At 59.2% G+C, this 19,956-nt stretch carries 18 protein-coding genes; 9 read left to right on the plus strand and 9 right to left on the minus strand.

Going from position 1 to position 19,956, the window contains the following annotated elements:
* From dnaA to gyrB, 4 genes are read left to right on the plus strand one after another with little or no spacing between them, the layout of a single operon-like run.
* The gene (gene dnaA, locus ACA056_RS00005; RefSeq protein ID WP_497269570.1) at positions 1 to 1,521 is read left to right on the plus strand and encodes a chromosomal replication initiator protein DnaA; all 1,521 of its coding nucleotides are present in this window, start codon (positions 1 to 3) and stop codon (positions 1,519 to 1,521) included.
* 39 nt (positions 1,522 to 1,560) lie between these two features.
* The gene (dnaN, locus tag ACA056_RS00010; RefSeq protein WP_008155702.1) at positions 1,561 to 2,664 is read left to right on the plus strand and encodes a DNA polymerase III subunit beta; all 1,104 of its coding nucleotides are present in this window, start codon (positions 1,561 to 1,563) and stop codon (positions 2,662 to 2,664) included.
* 20 nt (positions 2,665 to 2,684) lie between these two features.
* Positions 2,685 to 3,788: a DNA replication/repair protein RecF gene (gene recF, locus ACA056_RS00015; RefSeq protein WP_056738504.1), complete on the plus strand. Its 1,104-nt coding sequence runs from the start codon at positions 2,685 to 2,687 to the stop codon at positions 3,786 to 3,788.
* 5 nt (positions 3,789 to 3,793) lie between these two features.
* Positions 3,794 to 6,217, plus strand: a complete 2,424-nt coding sequence (gene gyrB / locus ACA056_RS00020; RefSeq protein ID WP_497269573.1) for a DNA topoisomerase (ATP-hydrolyzing) subunit B — start codon at positions 3,794 to 3,796, stop codon at positions 6,215 to 6,217.
* A 333-nt stretch (positions 6,218 to 6,550) separates the two neighbouring features.
* Here the strand turns inward: gyrB and ACA056_RS00025 are convergent, their stop codons facing one another.
* From ACA056_RS00025 to glyQ, 4 genes are all read right to left on the minus strand, one after another.
* Positions 6,551 to 7,330 (minus strand): lysophospholipid acyltransferase family protein, encoded by a 780-nt coding sequence (locus ACA056_RS00025; protein ID WP_497269575.1) that lies wholly within the window; start codon positions 7,328 to 7,330, stop codon positions 6,551 to 6,553.
* Between the two features lie 81 nt (positions 7,331 to 7,411).
* Complete coding sequence (gmhB, locus tag ACA056_RS00030; protein WP_497273610.1) at positions 7,412 to 7,951, minus strand: D-glycero-beta-D-manno-heptose 1,7-bisphosphate 7-phosphatase; 540 nt, start codon at positions 7,949 to 7,951, stop codon at positions 7,412 to 7,414.
* Positions 7,952 to 7,955: 4 nt separating this feature from the next.
* Positions 7,956 to 10,010, minus strand: a complete 2,055-nt coding sequence (glyS, locus tag ACA056_RS00035; RefSeq protein WP_283182338.1) for a glycine--tRNA ligase subunit beta — start codon at positions 10,008 to 10,010, stop codon at positions 7,956 to 7,958.
* Positions 10,007 to 10,960, minus strand: a complete 954-nt coding sequence (gene glyQ / locus ACA056_RS00040) for a glycine--tRNA ligase subunit alpha (RefSeq protein ID WP_008155694.1) — start codon at positions 10,958 to 10,960, stop codon at positions 10,007 to 10,009. The genes glyS and glyQ overlap by 4 nt, the downstream gene beginning before the upstream one ends.
* Positions 10,961 to 11,041: 81 nt before the next feature.
* Here glyQ and ACA056_RS00045 point away from each other — a divergent pair, with 81 nt between their 5' ends.
* The 3 genes from ACA056_RS00045 to ACA056_RS00055 all read left to right on the plus strand — a co-directional run bounded on the left by ACA056_RS00045 (position 11,042) and on the right by ACA056_RS00055 (position 12,838).
* Positions 11,042 to 11,599: a DNA-3-methyladenine glycosylase I gene (locus ACA056_RS00045; protein WP_095126807.1), complete on the plus strand. Its 558-nt coding sequence runs from the start codon at positions 11,042 to 11,044 to the stop codon at positions 11,597 to 11,599.
* Positions 11,600 to 11,639: 40 nt separating this feature from the next.
* Positions 11,640 to 12,527, plus strand: coding sequence for a lysophospholipid acyltransferase (locus tag ACA056_RS00050; protein ID WP_497269578.1), 888 nt, complete (start codon positions 11,640 to 11,642; stop codon positions 12,525 to 12,527).
* A gap of 71 nt (positions 12,528 to 12,598) precedes the next feature.
* On the plus strand, positions 12,599 to 12,838 hold the full coding sequence (locus ACA056_RS00055; protein WP_497269580.1) for a PilZ domain-containing protein: 240 nt from the start codon (positions 12,599 to 12,601) through the stop codon (positions 12,836 to 12,838).
* On the opposite strand, the gene ACA056_RS00060 is transcribed toward ACA056_RS00055, so the two are convergent.
* From ACA056_RS00060 to def, 5 genes are all read right to left on the minus strand, one after another.
* The gene (locus ACA056_RS00060; RefSeq protein WP_497273611.1) at positions 12,839 to 13,156 is read right to left on the minus strand and encodes a tetratricopeptide repeat protein; all 318 of its coding nucleotides are present in this window, start codon (positions 13,154 to 13,156) and stop codon (positions 12,839 to 12,841) included. It abuts the gene before it with no gap.
* Between the two features lie 175 nt (positions 13,157 to 13,331).
* Entirely contained in the window at positions 13,332 to 14,705 is a 1,374-nt protein-coding gene (trkA, locus tag ACA056_RS00065; protein WP_140675886.1) for a Trk system potassium transporter TrkA, read from the minus strand.
* Positions 14,706 to 14,727: 22 nt separating this feature from the next.
* Entirely contained in the window at positions 14,728 to 16,038 is a 1,311-nt protein-coding gene (rsmB, locus tag ACA056_RS00070) for a 16S rRNA (cytosine(967)-C(5))-methyltransferase RsmB (RefSeq protein WP_497269582.1), read from the minus strand.
* Positions 16,035 to 16,994: a methionyl-tRNA formyltransferase gene (fmt, locus tag ACA056_RS00075; RefSeq protein ID WP_497269584.1), complete on the minus strand. Its 960-nt coding sequence runs from the start codon at positions 16,992 to 16,994 to the stop codon at positions 16,035 to 16,037. The genes rsmB and fmt overlap by 4 nt, the downstream gene beginning before the upstream one ends.
* 57 nt (positions 16,995 to 17,051) lie before the next feature.
* Positions 17,052 to 17,558: a peptide deformylase gene (gene def, locus ACA056_RS00080; protein ID WP_046056612.1), complete on the minus strand. Its 507-nt coding sequence runs from the start codon at positions 17,556 to 17,558 to the stop codon at positions 17,052 to 17,054.
* A gap of 172 nt (positions 17,559 to 17,730) precedes the next feature.
* Between def and ACA056_RS00085 the strand changes: the two genes are divergently transcribed.
* Together ACA056_RS00085 and dprA are read left to right on the plus strand one after the other, a co-directional pair.
* Positions 17,731 to 18,756, plus strand: coding sequence for a LysM peptidoglycan-binding domain-containing protein (locus tag ACA056_RS00085; RefSeq protein WP_497269586.1), 1,026 nt, complete (start codon positions 17,731 to 17,733; stop codon positions 18,754 to 18,756).
* Between the two features lie 80 nt (positions 18,757 to 18,836).
* Entirely contained in the window at positions 18,837 to 19,937 is a 1,101-nt protein-coding gene (gene dprA / locus ACA056_RS00090; protein ID WP_497269588.1) for a DNA-processing protein DprA, read from the plus strand.
* Positions 19,938 to 19,956: the final 19 nt, after the last annotated feature.

Below are 19,956 nucleotides of genomic sequence, written 5' to 3' on the forward strand. Positions count from 1 at the left end.
GTGTCAGTGGAACTTTGGCAGCAGTGCGTGGAGCTTTTGCGCGATGAGCTGCCTGCCCAACAATTCAACACTTGGATCCGTCCACTACAGGTCGAAGCCGAAGGCGACGAGTTGCGTGTCTACGCACCGAATCGTTTTGTTCTCGACTGGGTCAACGAAAAGTACCTGGGCCGCGTCCTTGAACTGCTGGATGAGCATGGCAATGGCATGGCGCCGGCGCTGTCCTTATTGATAGGAAGCAAACGCAGTTCGGCACCGCGTGCTGCCCCGAATGCTCCGTTGGCCGCCGCTGCTTCACAGGCTCAGGCCGCTCAAGCACCTGTCAGCGCCACGGCGCCAGCCCAGCTAGCCGCTCCGACCAAGCGTGCGACGCAAAAAGTTGCTGAGGTTAATGAAGAGCCATCGCGCGACAGCTTCGACCCGATGGCCGGGGCCAGTTCGCAACAAGCTCCGATTCGCGCCGAACAGCGTACGGTGCAGGTCGAAGGCGCGCTCAAGCACACCAGCTACCTGAACCGCACCTTCACCTTTGAAAACTTTGTCGAGGGCAAGTCCAACCAACTGGCCCGGGCTGCGGCCTGGCAAGTGGCGGACAATCCAAAGCACGGTTACAACCCGCTCTTCCTTTATGGTGGCGTCGGCTTGGGTAAAACCCACTTGATGCACGCTGTGGGTAACCACCTATTAAAGAAGAATCCGAATGCCAAGGTCGTGTACCTGCATTCCGAGCGGTTCGTGGCCGACATGGTCAAGGCTCTGCAACTGAACGCCATCAACGAGTTCAAGCGCTTCTACCGTTCTGTGGATGCCTTGCTGATCGATGACATTCAGTTCTTTGCCCGCAAAGAACGTTCTCAAGAAGAGTTTTTCCACACCTTCAACGCCCTGCTTGAAGGTGGCCAGCAGGTCATTCTCACCAGTGACCGCTACCCGAAAGAAATCGAAGGCCTTGAAGAGCGCCTCAAATCCCGCTTCGGCTGGGGCCTGACTGTAGCCGTCGAGCCGCCGGAACTGGAAACCCGCGTGGCGATCCTGATGAAAAAGGCCGATCAGGCCAAAGTCGATCTGCCCCATGACGCGGCGTTCTTCATTGCCCAGCGTATTCGTTCCAACGTCCGTGAGCTGGAAGGCGCGCTCAAACGCGTGATCGCCCACTCGCACTTCATGGGCCGCGATATCACCATCGAGTTGATTCGCGAATCCCTGAAAGATCTGTTGGCACTGCAAGACAAATTGGTCTCTGTGGATAACATTCAGCGCACTGTCGCCGAGTACTACAAAATCAAAATTTCCGACTTGCTGTCCAAGCGTCGTTCACGCTCGGTAGCTCGTCCGCGTCAGGTCGCCATGGCGTTGTCCAAAGAACTGACCAACCACAGCTTGCCGGAAATCGGCGACGTGTTTGGCGGCCGGGACCACACGACTGTTTTGCACGCCTGCCGCAAGATCAACGAACTTAAGGAATCCGACGCGGACATCCGCGAGGACTACAAGAACCTGCTGCGTACACTGACCACTTGATGAACACCAGCGCAGCTTATTAAGGCAAGGGACTAGACCATGCATTTCACCATTCAACGCGAAGCCCTGTTGAAACCCCTGCAACTGGTCGCAGGCGTCGTTGAGCGCCGACAGACCTTGCCGGTGCTCTCCAACGTGCTGCTGGTTGTCGAAGGCCAGCAACTGTCGCTGACCGGTACCGACCTGGAAGTCGAGCTGGTCGGTCGTGTACAACTCGAAGAGCCTGCCGATCCAGGTTCCATCACTGTGCCTGCGCGCAAGCTGATGGACATCTGCAAGAGCTTGCCGAACGATGCGCTGATCGACATCAAGGTCGACGAGCAGAAGCTCGTGGTGAAGGCCGGCCGTAGCCGCTTCACCCTGTCGACCCTGCCGGCCAATGACTTCCCGACTGTGGAAGAAGGCCCAGGCTCGTTGACGTGCAGCCTTGAGCAAAGCAAATTGCGTCGCTTGATTGAACGGACCAGCTTCGCCATGGCCCAGCAGGACGTGCGCTACTACCTCAACGGCATGCTGCTGGAAGTTTCCGAAGGCATCATCCGCGCCGTGGCCACCGACGGTCACCGTCTGGCCATGTGCTCGATGAAGGCGGATATCGGTCAGCCGGATCGCCACCAAGTCATCGTGCCGCGCAAAGGTATCCTTGAACTGGCGCGCCTGCTGACTGAGCCGGACGGCATCGTCAGTATCGTACTGGGTCAGCACCACATTCGTGCGACCACTGGCGAGTTCACCTTCACGTCGAAACTGGTCGACGGCAAATTCCCGGACTACGAGCGTGTTCTGCCGAAAGGTGGCGACAAGCTGGTACTCGGCGATCGTCAGGCCCTGCGCGAAGCCTTCAGCCGTACCGCGATTCTGTCCAACGAGAAGTACCGCGGCATCCGTCTGCAACTGGCCAATGGTCAGCTGAAGATCCAGGCGAACAACCCGGAACAGGAAGAAGCGGAAGAAGAAGTGGGCGTTGAGTACAACGGCGGCAATCTGGAAATCGGCTTCAACGTGAGCTATCTGCTCGACGTACTGGGCGTGATGACCACTGAGCAGGTTCGTTTGATCCTGTCCGACTCCAACAGCAGCGCGCTGGTGCAAGAGTCCGACAACGACGACTCGGCCTACGTTGTCATGCCGATGCGTCTGTAATCATGCTCAGCAGAAGCTAGATGTCCTTAAGTCGCGTCTCGGTCACCGCGGTGCGCAATCTGCACCCGGTGACCTTCTCCCCCTCCCCCCGAATCAACATTCTTTACGGCGCCAACGGCAGCGGCAAAACCAGTGTTCTGGAAGCCATTCATCTGCTGGGGCTTGCCCGTTCGTTTCGTAGCACCCGCCTGTTACCGGTCATCCAGTACGAGCAGCTCGCCTGTACGGTGTTTGGTCAGGTGGAGATGGCCGAGGGTGGGCACAGCGCCTTGGGGATCTCCCGCGACCGTCAAGGGGAGTTCCAGATCCGCATCGACGGGCAGAATGCTCGCAGCGCCGCGCAACTGGCGGAAATTCTACCGTTACAGTTGATCAACCCTGACAGCTTCCGCTTGCTGGAAGGCGCACCGAAGATTCGCCGGCAGTTTCTCGACTGGGGCGTGTTCCACGTGGAACCACGATTCATGTCCACCTGGCAGCGCTTGCAGAAGGCCCTGCGCCAGAGAAACTCTTGGCTGCGGCATGGTACACTTGACGCCGTTTCGCAAGCGGTTTGGGACAGGGAACTGTGCCAGGCCAGCGCTGAAATTGATGAATACCGCCGCGCTTATATCAAAGCCTTGAAACCAGTCTTTGAACAGACCTTGAGCGAACTGGTTGAGCTCGAGGGCTTAACGCTCAGCTATTACCGAGGTTGGGACAAAGACCGCGAGTTGAGTGCAGTGCTCGCCGGGTCCCTTCAGCGGGATCAGCAAATGGGTCATACCCAGGCCGGACCGCAGCGCGCTGATTTGCGTCTTAGATTGGGCGCACATAACGCCGCGGACATCTTGTCCCGCGGTCAGCAGAAGCTGGTGGTCTGTGCATTGCGGATTGCCCAAGGGCACTTGGTTAGCCAGGCCCGACGCGGCCAGTGTATTTATCTGGTGGATGACCTGCCGTCCGAACTGGACGAGCACCACCGCCGCGCGCTTTGCCGCTTGCTGGAAGACTTACGCTGCCAGGTGTTTATCACCTGTGTAGATCACGAATTATTGAGGGAAGGCTGGCAGACGGAAACGCCAGTCGCTCTGTTCCACGTGGAACAGGGCCGTATCACCCAGACCCACGACCATCGGGAGTGAAGGCATTGAGCGAAGAAAATACGAATACCTACGACTCAACGAGCATTAAAGTGCTGAAAGGCCTGGATGCCGTACGCAAACGTCCCGGTATGTACATTGGTGACACCGACGATGGTAGCGGTCTGCACCACATGGTCTTCGAGGTAGTCGACAACTCCATCGATGAAGCGCTCGCTGGCCACTGCGACGACATCAGCATCATCATCCACCCGGACGAATCCATCACCGTTCGCGACAACGGTCGTGGTATCCCGGTAGACGTGCACAAAGAAGAAGGCGTCTCGGCAGCCGAGGTCATCATGACTGTGCTGCACGCCGGCGGTAAGTTCGACGACAACTCCTACAAAGTATCCGGCGGCCTGCACGGTGTAGGTGTGTCGGTTGTGAACGCCCTGTCCGAAGAGCTGGTCTTGACCGTTCGCCGCAGCGGCAAAATCTGGGAACAGACCTACATTCACGGTGTTCCACAAGAACCGATGAAAATCGTCGGTGAGAGTGAAACCACCGGCACCCAGATTCACTTCAAACCGTCCGATCTGACGTTCAAGAACATCCACTTCAGCTGGGACATCCTGGCCAAGCGGATTCGTGAACTGTCCTTCCTCAACTCCGGTGTCGGCATCGTCCTCAAGGATGAGCGCAGCGGCAAGGAAGAGCTGTTCAAGTACGAAGGTGGCCTGCGTGCGTTCGTTGAATACCTGAACACCAACAAGACCCCGGTCAACCAGGTGTTCCACTTCAACATCCAGCGCGAAGACGGCATCGGCGTGGAAATCGCCTTGCAGTGGAACGACAGCTTCAACGAGAACCTGTTGTGCTTCACCAACAACATTCCGCAGCGCGATGGTGGCACTCACCTGGTGGGTTTCCGTTCCGCACTGACGCGTAACCTGAACACCTACATCGAAGCTGAAGGTCTGGCGAAGAAACACAAAGTCGCGACCACCGGTGACGATGCCCGTGAAGGCCTGACCGCGATCATCTCGGTAAAAGTGCCGGATCCGAAGTTCAGCTCCCAGACCAAAGACAAGCTGGTTTCTTCCGAAGTGAAGACCGCGGTCGAACAGGAAATGGGCAAGTACTTCTCCGACTTCCTGCTGGAAAACCCGAACGAAGCCAAGCTGGTCGTCGGCAAGATGATCGACGCGGCTCGTGCTCGTGAAGCGGCGCGTAAAGCCCGTGAGATGACACGTCGTAAAGGCGCGCTGGATATCGCCGGCCTGCCGGGCAAACTGGCTGACTGCCAGGAAAAAGACCCTGCCCTTTCCGAACTGTACCTCGTGGAAGGTGACTCTGCTGGCGGCTCCGCCAAGCAGGGTCGCAACCGTCGGACCCAAGCCATTCTGCCTCTCAAGGGCAAGATCCTGAACGTCGAGAAGGCGCGCTTCGACAAGATGATCTCTTCGCAAGAAGTGGGCACCTTGATCACCGCGCTGGGCTGTGGCATTGGCCGCGACGAGTACAACATCGCGAAGCTGCGTTACCACAACATCATCATCATGACCGATGCTGACGTCGACGGTTCGCACATCCGTACCCTGTTGCTGACCTTCTTCTTCCGTCAGCTGCCGGAGCTGATCGAGCGCGGTTACATCTACATCGCCCAGCCACCGCTGTACAAGGTCAAGAAGGGCAAGCAAGAGCAATACATCAAAGACGATGACGCCATGGAAGAGTACATGACGCAGTCGGCCCTGGAAGATGCGAGCCTGCACCTGAACGAAGAAGCCCCGGGTATCTCCGGCGCAGCCCTTGAGCGTCTGGTGAATGACTTCCGTCTGGTAATGAAGACGCTCAAGCGTCTGTCGCGCCTGTACCCACAGGAGCTGACCGAGCACTTTATCTACCTGCCTGCCGTTAGCCTGGAGCAATTGTCCGATCACGCTGCGATGCAGGATTGGATGGCCCAGTACGAAGTTCGCCTGCGCACCGTCGAGAAGTCCGGCCTGGTTTACAAAGCCAGCCTGCGTGAAGACCGTGAACGTAATGTCTGGCTGCCTGAGGTCGAGTTGATCTCCCACGGCTTGTCGAACTACGTCACCTTCAACCGCGACTTCTTCGGCAGCAACGATTACAAGACTGTTGTTTCTCTGGGCGCTCAACTGAGCACCTTGCTGGACGACGGCGCGTATATCCAGCGTGGCGAGCGCAAGAAGCCGGTCACCGAGTTCAAGGAAGCCCTTGAATGGCTGATGGCCGAAAGCACCAAGCGTCACACCATCCAGCGATACAAAGGTCTGGGTGAGATGAACCCGGATCAGCTGTGGGAAACCACTATGGACCCAAGTCAGCGCCGGATGCTCAAGGTGACCATCGAAGACGCCATTGGCGCGGACCAGATCTTCAACACCCTGATGGGTGATGCGGTCGAGCCTCGTCGTGACTTCATCGAAAGCAACGCCCTGGCGGTTTCCAACCTGGACTTCTGATCCAGCGAACCTGCCAAACAAAAAAGGCCAACGCTCAAACGTTGGCCTTTTTTATTAGCAGGTGCGCCGTGCTTGCCATGGCGGATTGAATGTCAAAGTGTGGTCGGCCAAGGCACCTGCTTCAGTCTCCATTTCTCGTTGTTCGAATATTGAAACACCTGAAAAGAAGGCATAAAAAAACCGGCTATATCAGCCGGTTTTTTTACGTCCGAAAAAAACTTATGCACCTTTTTCGGTTTTTTATGGGTTTATAAAATATGTATATAAATCATAAGCCTACAAACTAAATCCGACGCATTTCAACAAAACGGTACACAGGTTATCCACAAAATCTCAGACAGCCATTTGATCGGTAGCCGTCGGGGCTTGCGGGGCGGGTGGCAGCGAACCCATTTCACGTTGCATCTGCTCGTTCCAGGCCTGGACCCGATCATTCAGCTCGGCGATCGCTCGCGGCCCGCTACCCTTGGCGTACATGGGTGCGCCGATGATTACGGTAATAACGCCCTGCTTCTTCGCCCAACCGGTTTTCGGCCAGAACTTGCCAGCATTGTGCGCAATCGGCAGCACTGGAAGCGCGGCGTTGACGGCTAAAGCGGTACCACCGCGAGAGAACTTTCCGATGGTGCCGTAAGGAACGCGCGTTCCCTCAGGGAAGATCAGAACCCAGACACCATCCTTCAGCAGTTCATCGCCCTTCTTCGCCACATGCTTGAGCGCCGCTTTCGGGTTGTCGCGGTCGATGGCGATCGGTCGCAGCATGGCCATGGCCCAACCAAAAAACGGAACGAAGAGCAGTTCGCGCTTAAGTACCTGGCTTAATGGCTCAAAGTAGGCCGATAGAAAAAATGTCTCCCACGTGCTCTGGTGGTTCGACTGAATCACGCAGGGCTGGTCGGGCACGTTCTCGGCGCCCTTCACTTCGTAGCTGATACCCAGGAAGACTTTGCTCAGCCACAAGGCGCAGCGACACCAGTACACATTGATGAAGCGATACCGCGCCTTGAACGGCAGAAAAGGCGCGATAAAAAAGCTCAGGCTGCACCAGAGCAAAGAGGTGGTGCCCAGCAACAGATAAAAGAGGAAAGTTCTGATGGCCTGCAGTATCGACATGGCGACGTTTACCGTGCGGGCTCTGCCCGTCTATATAAAGCGCACTCCCGATCAGTCCTTAATCGGAACAATCGAAGCACTCTAATTGTGGATAAGTTCTGCGGCAATCGCCGCCAGATCGTCAAAAATCAAGGTGCCTACCGGTAGGGTCTTGCCCAAAGTCTTTGCGCCTTTCCCGGTCTTTACCAAAACTGGCTGAGAATCGACGGCTTTGGCGGCCTCCAGGTCACCAAGGGTATCGCCGACGAACCAAAGATTGGTCAGCGATACGTTGTAATGCGCGGCGATGGTTTTCAACATTCCGGGTTTTGGTTTGCGGCAATCGCAGCCATCGTCCGGCCCATGCGGGCAATAGACGATCAGCCCGACCTCACCGCCCTGCTCCGCCACCAACGAGCGCAAGCGCTCGTGCATGGCGTCCAGGGTGGCGATGTCGTAATAGCCGCGAGCGATGCCCGACTGGTTGGTAGCCACCGCTACCGTCCAGCCGGCCTTGCTCAACTGCGCGATGGCTTCGATCGAACCCGGGAGCGGAATCCACTCCTCCACCGACTTGATGTAAGCATCGGAGTCGTAATTGATTACCCCGTCGCGATCGAGAATCAGCAGTTTCAACAGCAGCCCCTCAGCCCAGCAGCGAAATGTCGGCGACACCAAGGAACAGCCCACGCAGACGCGACAGCAGCGCATAACGGTTGGCGCGGACCTTGGCATCTTCAGCGTTGACCATCACAGCTTCGAAGAACGCATCCACCGGCTCGCGCAAGGCAGCCAGGCGTGCCAGCGATTCGCTGTACTGACGCGCCGCAGCCATCGGCTGGACAGCCTGGTCAGCCTGTTGGATCGCCGAGTACAGGGAGAACTCATTGGCGTTGTCGAAGTACTTGGCTTCAACGACCGATGGAACAGAGCCTTCGACCTTGCTCAGCAAGTTCGAAACGCGCTTGTTCACCGCGGCCAGCGCAGCGGCTTCCGGCAATTTGCGGAACGCTTCTACCGCTTGTACGCGCTGATCGAAGTCCAGCGCCGAGCCTGGCTTCAGGGCACGAACCGACAGGTAAGTCCCTACATCAACGCCTTCGTCTTCGTAACGGGCACGCAGACGGTCGAAGATGAACTCCAGCACCGAATCGTTGAGGCCGGCAACCTTGACCTTGGTTCCGAAGGCATTCACGGCGAAAGCCACGGCGTCGTTCAGGTCGAGGTCGAGCTTCTTGTCGATCAGGATGCGCAACACACCCAGCGCTGCACGGCGCAAGGCGTACGGGTCTTTGCTACCGGTTGGCAGCATGCCGATGCCGAAAATACCGACAAGGGTGTCGAGCTTGTCAGCGATGGCCACGGCCGCACCGGTCAGGGTGGTCGGCAGTTCAGCACCGGCACCGCGCGGCATGTATTGCTCGTTCAGCGCCAGAGCGACTTCTTCCGGCTCGCCGTCGTTGAGGGCGTAATAGTAACCAGCGACACCTTGCATCTCCGGGAACTCACCGACCATCTCGGTCGCCAGGTCACACTTGGACAGCAGGCCGGCACGGGAAGCCCATGCGGCGTTACCGCCAATGCGTTGAGCAATGAACGCAGCGAGTTTGGAAACGCGCTCAGCCTTGTCATAGACGCTGCCGAGTTTTTCCTGGAACACCACGTTCTGCAGGCGCAGGTTGAAGTCTTCGAGTTTCTGCTTCTTGTCTTGCTTGAAGAAGAACTCGGCGTCGGTCAGGCGTGGGCGAACCACTTTCTCGTTACCGGCGATGATCTGTTGCGGGTCTTTGCTTTCGATGTTGGCCACGGTGATGAAACGTGGCAGCAACTTGCCGTCGGCATCCAGCAGGCAGAAGTACTTCTGGTTGTCCTGCATGGTGGTGATCAGGGCTTCTTGCGGCACGTCGAGGAAACGCTCTTCGAACGAGCACACCAGCGGCACCGGCCATTCAACCAGCGCGGTCACTTCGTCGAGCAGGGCTGGCGGCACGATCGCCGTCCCTTCCTGCATCGTCGCCAGCTCTTCGACGCGCTTGCTGATCAGCTCGCGACGCTCGTTTGCGTCGGCGAGTACGTAAGCGGCACGCAGGTCGGTCAGGTAGTTGGCCGGCGAGGTGATGCGTACGCTTTCCGGGTGGTGGAAGCGGTGACCACGGGAATCGCGGCCGGACTTCTGGGCAAGGATCGTGCAATCGATGACCTGGTCACCGAGCAGCATCACCAGCCACTGGGTCGGACGAACGAATTCTTCCTTGCGAGCACCCCAGCGCATGCGCTTGGGAATCGGCAGGTCGTTCAGGGAATCTTCGACGATGGTCGGCAGCAGGCTCGCGGTCGGCTTGCCGGCGATGCTTTGGCTGTAACGCAGTTTCGGGCCGCTCTGATCGATTTCGCTCAGGTCGACGCCGCACTTCTTGGCGAAGCCCAGGGCTGCTTGAGTCGGGTTGCCTTCGGCATCGAACGCGGCCTGACGTGGCGGACCGTCGAGGTTGATGCTGCGATCCGGCTGCTGAGTCGCCAGATCGGTGATCAGCACAGCCAGACGACGTGGCGCGGCGTAGACGGTTTTGGTCTCGTAGTTCAGGCCAGCGGCTTGCAGGCCTTTGTCGATGCCGGCCAGGAACGCGTCGGCCAGGGTGTTCAGGGCTTTGGGTGGCAGTTCTTCGGTGCCCAGTTCAACCAGAAAATCTTGAGCACTCATTGTGCAGCCTCCAGCTTGGCCAGTACTTCGTCACGCAGGTCCGGGGTCGCCATCGGGAAGCCCAGCTTGGCGCGAGCCAGCAGGTAGGCTTGCGCAACGGAACGCGCCAGTGTGCGGACACGCAGAATGTATTGCTGACGCGCGGTCACCGAGATCGCCCGGCGCGCATCCAGCAGGTTGAAGGTATGAGAAGCCTTCAACACCATTTCGTAGCTCGGCAACGGCAGCGGCTGGTCGAGTTCGATCAGGCGCTTGGCTTCGCTTTCGTAGAAATCGAACAGTTCGAACAGTTTTTCGACGTTGGCGTGTTCGAAGTTGTAGGTCGATTGCTCGACTTCGTTCTGGTGGAACACGTCGCCGTAGGTCACTTTGCCCATCGGGCCGTCAGCCCAGACCAGGTCGTAGACCGAGTCCACGCCTTGCAGGTACATGGCCAGGCGTTCCAGACCGTAAGTGATCTCGCCGGTCACCGGGTAGCACTCGATGCCGCCCGCTTGCTGGAAGTAAGTGAACTGCGTCACTTCCATGCCGTTGAGCCAGACTTCCCAGCCCAGACCCCAGGCGCCCAGTGTCGGCGATTCCCAGTTGTCTTCGACGAAGCGAATGTCGTGGACCAACGGGTCCAGGCCGACATGCTTGAGGGAGCCCAGGTACAGTTCCTGGAAGTTGTCCGGGTTCGGCTTCAGGACTACCTGGAACTGATAGTAGTGCTGCAGACGGTTCGGGTTTTCGCCGTAGCGGCCGTCAGTCGGGCGACGACTGGGCTGCACATAAGCGGCGTTCCAGGTTTCCGGGCCAATGGCGCGCAGAAACGTGGCAGTGTGGAAAGTCCCGGCGCCTACTTCCATATCGTAGGGCTGAAGTACCACACAACCTTGCTCGGCCCAGTATTGCTGGAGGGCGAGGATCAAGTCTTGGAAGGTACGCACGGCTGGCGTAGGCTGGCTCACGAAATTCACCTGTTTCTTGGGCTGCGATTTAAAGAGCGGGAGTATACCCGATTCGGTCCTGCGCACGCCCCCTGGAGCCTTATGCCACGCTGCTTTTGGTGTTCCGAAGATCCGCTGTACATGGCTTATCACGATCAGGAGTGGGGCACGCCGCTACGCGATGCGCAGGGATTGTTCGAGTTGCTTTTGCTCGAAGGGTTCCAGGCCGGCCTTTCCTGGATCACCGTGCTGCGCAAACGTGAGCACTATCGTCAGGTAATGTTCGGCTTCGACGTACAACGCGTGGCGCAAATGAGCGACGCCGAAATCGAAGAATTGATGCTCGATCCGGGCATTATTCGCAATCGCCTGAAACTCAATGCGGCCCGGCGCAATGCCCAGGCCTGGCTGGCGCTGGAGGATCCGGTGGAGTTTCTCTGGTCCTTCGTCGACGGCAAGCCTGTGATCAACCATTTCAAGGACCGCAGCGAAGTGCCGGCCGTGACGCCGACCGCCGTGGAGATGAGCAAAGGCCTGAAAAAGGCCGGCTTCACGTTCGTCGGCCCGACTATTTGCTACGCGCTGATGCAGGCCTCGGGCATGGTCATGGACCACACCCAGGATTGCGATCGCTACGCGGCGCTGGCGAACGGCGGTTAGAATAGCCGCCTCGCGCACAGCACAAGATCAGGAGTGACCTGTGGATAAGTTGAAAGGCGCCTTGCTGGTAGGCGCTCTGCGGCTGTTTGCCCTGCTTCCGTGGCAGGCAGTGCAGGCAGTGGGCTCGGCCATCGGCTGGGTGATGTGGAAAACCCCCAACCGTTCCCGCGATGTGGTGCGGATCAATCTCGCCAAGTGCTTTCCGGAGATGGACCCGGCCGAACGGGAGCGTCTGGTAGGCCAGAGCCTGAAAGACATCGGCAAGTCCCTGACCGAAAGCGCCTGCGCCTGGATCTGGCCGGCCCAGCGCTCCATCGACCTGGTGCGTGAAGTCGAAGGTCTTGACGTATTAAAGGACGCCCTCGCCTCCGGCAAAGGTGTCGTCGGCATCACCAGTCACCTGGGCAACTGGGAAGTGTTGAACCACTTCTATTGCAACCAGTGCAAACCGATCATCTTTTATCGTCCGCCAAAGCTGAAGGCTGTGGATGATTTGCTGCGCAAGCAACGGGTGCAATTGGGCAACCGGGTGGCCGCTTCCACCAAGGAAGGCATTCTCAGCGTCATCAAGGAAGTGCGCAAAGGCGGTGCAGTGGGCATCCCCGCTGACCCGGAACCGTCCGAATCTGCCGGGATCTTCGTACCGTTCTTCGCCACCCAGGCCCTGACCAGTAAGTTCGTACCGAACATGCTCGCCGGCGGCAAAGCGGTCGGGGTGTTCCTGCATGCGCTACGTCTACCGGACGGTTCGGGTTACAAAGTGATCCTCGAAGCCGCGCCAGAAGCCATGTACAGCACCGATACCGAGACGTCCTGCGCGGCCATGAGCCAGGTGGTCGAGCGCTATGTGCGGGCGTATCCGAGCCAGTATATGTGGAGCATGAAGCGCTTCAAGAAGCGGCCGCCGGGTGAAGAACGCTGGTACTGAGTTGATTGGCATGATCTGTGGATAACCTTGAGTCCAGGGTTATCCACAACCGTTCAAAAAGGGCGCAGAAGATGTCCGAACACCGCAAATCGTTTCGTATCAAGATCATTCACCACAGCATCGGCGAATGCCTGGGCCAGACGCGTAACCTTTCGACGACAGGCGTCTACGTCAAGCATCCAGGCTTGTCGGCATTGCCCAAGGGCGCGGTGGTGTACGGTCAGGTACAGGACTTACCCACAGGCGCGCCGCGGGTGCGCATGGAAGTGGTGCTGGTGGATGCCGAGGGCATTGGCCTGCGATACCTCTGATCAGTGAGCCTGACGCTCAAGCTTCTTCAGAAACACGGTCATTTCCTTTTCGGCCTGCTTGTCGCCATGGGCGCGAGCGGCTTCCAGGCCCTGTTCCCACGACTGACGTGCGGCCGGAAAGTCAGCCAGCGCCAGATGGGCCTTGCCCAATAGCTTCCAGGCCGCAGAGTACTTCGGATCGAATTCGACGCAACGCTGGAAATGCTCCGCGGCCTTGGCGTTTTCCCCAAGATCCAGATAGCCCTTGCCCAGGCCAAAGCGCAGCAATGAGTTATCCACACCCTTGGCGAGCATTTTTTCCAGGGATTCGATCATCAGTGGATTCCTTGATGAGGTGTGTCAGGGATCAATATGTCTCCATGGGGCCGCCTTCGCGAGCAGGCTCGCTCCCACAGTTGATCTTCAGTGAACACAAACGTTGTGTACAGCCGAGAACTCCTGTGGGAGCGAGCCTGCTCGCGAAGAGTCCAGCCCGGCCACCGCAAATACCGGATCAGAAAAAGCTCAACCCCACATGGAACAGCTTTTCCACATCCCGAATATGCTTCTTATCCACAAGGAACAGAATCACATGGTCACCCGCCGCGATCACTGTGTCGTCGTGGGCAATGATCACTTCTTCGTCGCGGATGATTGCGCCGATGGTAGTGCCAGGCGGCAGACCAATGTTCTCAATGGACTTGCCGATGACCTTACTCGACTTCTCATCACCGTGGGCAATCGCCTCGATGGCTTCCGCCGCGCCCCGGCGCAATGAGTGCACGCTGACGATATCGCCGCGGCGCACGTGGGCCAGCAAGGTGCCGATGGTCGCCAATTGCGGGCTGATAGCGATGTCGATGTCGCCGCCCTGGATCAGGTCGACGTAAGCCGGGTTGTTGATGATCGTCATCACCTTCTTCGCACCCAGGCGCTTGGCCAGCAGCGAGGACATGATATTGGCTTCGTCGTCGTTGGTCAGGGCCAGGAAAAGGTCGGCGTCGGCGATGTTCTCTTCCAGCAGCAGATCCCGATCCGAAGCGCTGCCCTGCAGTACCACGGTGCTGTCGAGGGTGTCCGAGAGATGACGGCAGCGGGCCGGGTTCATCTCGATGATCTTCACTTGGTAACGGCTTTCGATGGCCTCGGCCAGACGTTCACCGATCTGCCCGCCGCCTGCGATTACGATGCGCTTGTAGCTCTCGTCGAGACGGCGCATTTCGCTCATCACGGCGCGAATATTCGCCTTGGCGGCGATGAAAAAGACTTCGTCGTCTGCCTCGATCACCGTATCGCCCTGCGGCAGGATCGGCCGATCACGACGGAAAATCGCCGCGACGCGGGTTTCGACATTCGGCATGTGCTCACGCAACTGACGCAGTTGCTGACCCACCAGCGGCCCGCCGTAATAGGCCTTCACCGCCACCAGTTGCGCCTTGCCTTCGGCAAAGTCGATCACCTGCAAGGCGCCCGGATGCTGGATCAGGCGTTTGATGTAATTGGTGACCACTTGCTCCGGGCTGATCAGCACGTCCACCGGAATCGCTTCGTTGTCGAACAGCTCGGAGCGAGTCAGGTAGGCAGCTTCGCGAACCCGGGCGATTTTGGTCGGCGTGTGGAACAGGGTGTGGGCAACCTGGCAGGCCACCATGTTGGTTTCGTCACTGTTGGTCACCGCCACCAGCATGTCGGCGTCGTCCGCGCCGGCCTGGCGCAGCACCGTCGGCAGTGAGCCACGACCCTGCACGGTGCGGATGTCCAGCCGATCGCCGAGGTCGCGCAGGCGTTCGCCGTCGGTGTCGACCACGGTGATGTCGTTGGCCTCGCTGGCCAAGTGTTCTGCCAGCGAACCGCCGACCTGCCCTGCGCCGAGGATGATGATTTTCATCCAGTCACTCCTTTAAAACCCATTAACCGCACGCGGCGGCGATCTTGATCAGCTTGGCGTAGTAGAACCCGTCGTGGCCGCCGTCCTGGGCCAGCAATTGGCGGCCGTGAGGCTGTTTGATACCAGCGGCAGTGGCGAGGTCCAGTTCGCGGGCGCCCGGTGTGCGAGCGAGGAAGGCTTCGATGACTTCGGTGTTCTCGGTCGGCAGCGTCGAGCAGGTGGCGTACAGCAGAATCCCACCGACTTCCAAAGTTATCCACATGGCATCGAGCAGTTCGCCCTGGAGAACCGCGAGTGCGGCGATGTCGTCCGGTTGGCGGGTCAGCTTGATGTCCGGGTGACGACGGATCACACCGGTGGCCGAGCACGGCGCGTCCAGCAGAATGCGCTGGAACGGTTTGCCGTCCCACCAGGTCGCAGTGTCGCGGCCGTCGGCGGCGATCAGTTCGGCGCTCAGGCCCAGGCGTGCGAGGTTTTCCCGCACTCGCACCAAACGCTTGGCTTCCAGGTCCACCGCCACCACGCCGGCGAGGGCCGGCTCGGCTTCAAGGATGTGGCAGGTCTTGCCGCCCGGTGCGCAGCAGGCGTCCAGCACCCGTTGCCCCGGTGCCAGGTCCAGAAGATCGGCGGCCAGTTGCGCGGCTTCGTCCTGCACGCTGATCCAGCCTTCGGCGAAACCCGGCAAGCTGCGCACGTCGGCAGCGGCTTCGAGAATGATGCCGTCCTGACTGTAAACACACGGCGTGGCGGCGATGCCGGCGTCGGTCAGCAACCCGAGATAAGCATCGCGGCTGTGATGACGACGGTTGACCCGCAGGATCATCGGTGGATGCGCGTTGTTCGCCGCGCAAATGGCTTCCCACTGTTCGGGCCAGAAAGCCTTCAGGGATTTTTGCAGCCAGCGCGGGTGGGCGGTGCGCACCACCGGGTCGTGTTCCAGCTCGGCCAGCAGCGCTTCGCTTTCCCGCTGGGCGCGGCGCAGCACGGCGTTGAGCAAGGCCTTGGCCCAGGGCTTTTTCAGCTTGTCGGCGCAACCCACGGTTTCACCGATGGCGGCATGGGCCGGAACCCGGGTGTAGAGCAACTGGTAGAGACCGACCAGCAACAGCGCTTCGACATCGGCATCGGCTGCCTTGAACGGCTTCTGCAGTAACTTGGCCGCCAGCGCCGACAAACGTGGCTGCCAGCGAGCGGTGCCGAACGCCAGGTCCTGAGTGAAGCCGCGGTCGCGGTCTTCGACCTTGTCCATCTGTGTCGGCAGGGAACTGTTGAGTGAGGCTTTTCCGTTAAGAACAGCGGCGAGTGCCTTGGCGGCGGCCAGACGTGGATTCATTGAGCGTCCGCCGCTTGGCCGAGAACGGTGCCGACGGCGAATTTCTCACGACGGCTGTTGAACAAGTCGCTGAAGTTCAGCGCCTTGCCGCCGGGCAATTGCAGACGCGTCAGACAAAGCGCTTGCTCACCGCAGGCGACGATCAAGCCGTCTTTGCTGGCGCTGAGGATTTCCCCCGGTGCGCCCTGCCCTTCGGCAAGGCTCGCGGCCAGGACTTTCAGCGCTTCGCCGTTCAGCGTGCTGTGGGTAATCGGCCATGGATTGAAGGCGCGGACCAGACGTTCCAGCTCAACCGCCGGGCGGCTCCAGTCGATGCGCGCTTCATCTTTGTTCAATTTGTGAGCATAAGTGGCGAGACTGTCGTCCTGCACTTCGCCTTCCAGCGTTCCGGCGGCGAGGCCGGCGATTGCTTGAATCACCGCTGGCGGGCCCATTTCCGCCAGACGGTCGTGGAGGCTGCCACCGGTGTCTTCAGCGGTAATCGGCGTGGTGACTTTGAGCAGCATCGGCCCCGTGTCGAGGCCCAATTCCATGCGCATCACGGTCACACCGCTTTCGCTGTCGCCTGCTTCAATGGCCCGCTGGATCGGCGCCGCACCGCGCCAGCGTGGCAGCAAGGAGGCGTGGCTGTTGATGCAACCCAGGCGCGGAATATCCAGCACCACTTGCGGCAGGATCAGGCCGTAGGCGACCACCACCAGCAAGTCCGGCTTGAGCGCGGCCAGTTCAGCCTGAGCGTCTTCGTTGCGCAGGGTTGGCGGTTGCAATACAGGAATGTTGTTTTCCAGAGCCAACTGCTTGACCGGACTTGGCATCAACTTTTGCCCGCGACCCGCCGGACGGTCCGGTTGGGTGTAGACCGCGACGATCTCGTAAGGGCTGTCGAGCAGGGCCTTGAGGTGTTCGGCGGCGAATTCCGGGGTGCCGGCAAAGACGATGCGCAGTGGCTCAGTCATTCAAAAGGTCTCGCAAAAGAAAAAGGCTTGCCGCAGCAAGCCTTTGAAAGGAGGGCATCAAGCGTTCTGGCGATGGAGCTTTTCCAGTTTCTTCTTGATTCGGTCGCGTTTGAGATTGGACAGGTAGTCGACGAACAATTTGCCATTCAGGTGGTCGCATTCATGCTGGATGCACACGGCGAGCAGGCCTTCGGCGATCAGTTCGTAAGGCTGGCCGTCGCGGTCCAGGGCCTTGATCTTGACCTTCTGGGGGCGATCGACGTTTTCGTAGAAGCCCGGTACCGAGAGGCAGCCTTCCTGATATTGCTCCATCTCGTCGGTCAGGGTTTCGAACTCGGGGTTGATGAACACCCGTGGTTCGCTGCGGTCTTCGGAGAGGTCCATCACGACGATACGTTTGTGCACGTTGACCTGGGTCGCGGCGAGGCCGATGCCTGGCGCTTCATACATTGTTTCAAACATGTCATCGACCAACTGACGCACTTCGTCGTCCACTACGGCCACAGGTTTGGCGATAGTGCGCAGGCGCGAATCGGGGAATTCGAGGATGTCTAAAATGGCCATAAGCTTAATTGCTGCACGTTTGAGGTAATGTCGGGTCGATGGCCTGGCGGGTCCGAAGATGCAGGCTACCGTTGTAAAACGTAGCGTCCTTCTCTTTTTGGTAAAGAGTCAGGAGCGAGCCACGAGGGCTCTGGCGTTCTACGCGAATGCACATAATAAAGGGATTCACCGCATGAGGAAATCACTACTCGCCTTGCTCCTTCTGGCCTCGGCCGGTTTGGCGCACGGGCAAGTGCAACTCAAGGAAGGTTTTCCACAGCAATACACCGTGGTATCGGGTGACACACTCTGGGACATATCGGGGAAATTCCTTCGTGAACCGTGGAAATGGCCGGAACTCTGGCAGGCCAATCCACAGATCGAAAACCCCAATCTCATTTACCCTGGCGACTCGCTGTCGCTGGTCTACGTCAACGGGCAGCCACGCCTGACCCTCAATCGCGGCGCTTCCCGGGGCACCATCAAGCTTTCGCCACGCGTCCGCAGCAGCCCGGTTGCCGATGCGATCCCGAGCATTCCGCTGCAATCGATCAACAGCTTTCTACTGAGCAACCGCATCGTCGACACGGTCGAGGAATTCGACAAGGCGCCTTATATCGTCGCCGGCGATGCCGAACGCGTGCTCAGTGGCACTGGTGACCGAATCTTCGCTCGCGGCCACTTCGACCCGGCTCAACCGGTTTACGGCATCTTCCGTCAGGGCAAGATCTACACCGATCCTGTCAGTAAAGAATTTTTGGGGATCAATGCCGACGACATCGGCGGCGGCGAGATTGTGGCCACCGAAGGCGACGTCGCCACCCTGGCGCTGCAACGCACCACTCAGGAAGTCCGCCTCGGCGACCGCTTGTTCAGCGGCGAAGAGCGCTCCATCAACTCGGCCTTCATGCCCAGTGCGCCAAAAACCGAGATCAACGGGTTGATCATCGACGTGCCGCGCGGGGTTACCCAGATTGGCGCGATGGATGTGGTCACGCTGAACAAGGGCCAACGCGATGGCTTGGCCGAAGGCAACGTGTTGGTGGTGATGAAAACCGGCGAGACCGTGCGTGACCGGATCACCGGTCAGCCACTGAAAATCCCGGATGAGCGCGCCGGTTTGCTGATGGTTTTCCGCACCTATGACAAGCTCAGCTACGGGCTGGTGCTCAATGCATCACGCTCCCTGGCGGTGCTGGACAAGGTGCGAAATCCTTAAGCCTGCTCCACAAGTTACCAACAGAGTTATCCACAGCTTATTCCCGTTTGAACGGGGCTCATAACGATCAAGGATGATCCATGTCGCTGTCTGCTTTTGCACCGGTTTCCCCTGCGGAACTGGAAGCTCGTTTACGTTTGCATCGCCTGCCGGAGCTCGGCCCTGCGCGGTTCAAGAAATTGCTTGAGGCCTTCGGCTCGGCGTCCAAGGCTATCAGCGCGCCGGCCAGTGCCTGGCGTTCGCTGGGTTTGCCACTCGCTTGCGCGGAGGCCAGGCGCTCCAGTGAAATCCGTGATGGCGCGGGCCACGCATTGGCCTGGTTAGAGCGTCCGGGCCAGCATTTACTGATGTGGGACCAACCTGACTACCCGGCATTGCTGGCGGAAATCAGTGATGCGCCGCCGCTGTTGTTCGTGGCGGGCGATCCCGGCATTCTGGAAAAACCGCAGCTGGCGATGGTTGGCAGCCGTCGCGCTTCGCGGCCGGGCATGGACACCGCCGCGGCCTTTTCCCGCAGTTTGGCCGGCGCCGGTTTTGTCATTACCAGCGGTTTGGCGCTGGGCATCGATGCCGCCGCGCATCAAGCCGCTTTGGACGTGGGCGGGCGAACGGTCGGTGTACTTGGCACGGGTCTTGAAAAGTTTTATCCACAGCGCAATCGACGGCTGGCGGACGCGATGATTGCCTCGGGCAGCGCGGTACTTTCGGAGTTCCCGCTGGACGCTGGTCCCAGCGCCAGCAACTTCCCCCGGCGCAATCGAATCATCAGCGGTTTATCCCTCGGCGTGCTGGTGGTCGAGGCGAGTGTCGCCAGCGGTTCGTTGATCACCGCGAGGCTGGCAGCGGAACAAGGACGCGAGGTGTATGCGATTCCCGGGTCGATTCATCACCCGGGCGCAAAGGGTTGTCATCAGCTGATCCGCGATGGTGCGGTACTGGTGGAAACCATCGAGCATATCCTTGAAGCGTTGCGCGGCTGGCAGCAGTTGCCGTTATCCACAGCGACACCAGTGGCGACTCATCCGTTGCTCATGCTGCTGCATGCCGCGCCCCACACCAGTGAAGCGTTGTCCGTCACCAGCGGCTGGGCCTTGCCAAAAGTGCTGGCAGCGCTGACGGAGCTGGAAATGGACGGCCGTGCGGTCTGCGAAAGCGGGCGCTGGTTTGCGCGGGTGAGCTAGGTTTTATAAGGAAGATCGG

The sequence above is a fragment of the Pseudomonas sp. LBUM1666 genome, assembly GCF_059695775.1.

Coding starts and splice junctions, on each gene's coding strand:
- dnaN (WP_008155702.1), top strand. CDS start 1,561: ATGCATTTCACCATTCAACGCGAAGCCCTGTTGAAACCCCTGCAACTG.
- recF (WP_056738504.1), top strand. CDS start 2,685: ATGTCCTTAAGTCGCGTCTCGGTCACCGCGGTGCGCAATCTGCACCCG.
- ACA056_RS00025 (WP_497269575.1), bottom strand. CDS start 7,330: ATGTCGATACTGCAGGCCATCAGAACTTTCCTCTTTTATCTGTTGCTG.
- glyS (WP_283182338.1), bottom strand. CDS start 10,010: ATGAGTGCTCAAGATTTTCTGGTTGAACTGGGCACCGAAGAACTGCCA.
- ACA056_RS00045 (WP_095126807.1), top strand. CDS start 11,042: ATGCCACGCTGCTTTTGGTGTTCCGAAGATCCGCTGTACATGGCTTAT.
- ACA056_RS00055 (WP_497269580.1), top strand. CDS start 12,599: ATGTCCGAACACCGCAAATCGTTTCGTATCAAGATCATTCACCACAGC.
- trkA (WP_140675886.1), bottom strand. CDS start 14,705: ATGAAAATCATCATCCTCGGCGCAGGGCAGGTCGGCGGTTCGCTGGCA.
- rsmB (WP_497269582.1), bottom strand. CDS start 16,038: ATGAATCCACGTCTGGCCGCCGCCAAGGCACTCGCCGCTGTTCTTAAC.
- fmt (WP_497269584.1), bottom strand. CDS start 16,994: ATGACTGAGCCACTGCGCATCGTCTTTGCCGGCACCCCGGAATTCGCC.
- def (WP_046056612.1), bottom strand. CDS start 17,558: ATGGCCATTTTAGACATCCTCGAATTCCCCGATTCGCGCCTGCGCACT.
- ACA056_RS00085 (WP_497269586.1), top strand. CDS start 17,731: ATGAGGAAATCACTACTCGCCTTGCTCCTTCTGGCCTCGGCCGGTTTG.
- dprA (WP_497269588.1), top strand. CDS start 18,837: ATGTCGCTGTCTGCTTTTGCACCGGTTTCCCCTGCGGAACTGGAAGCT.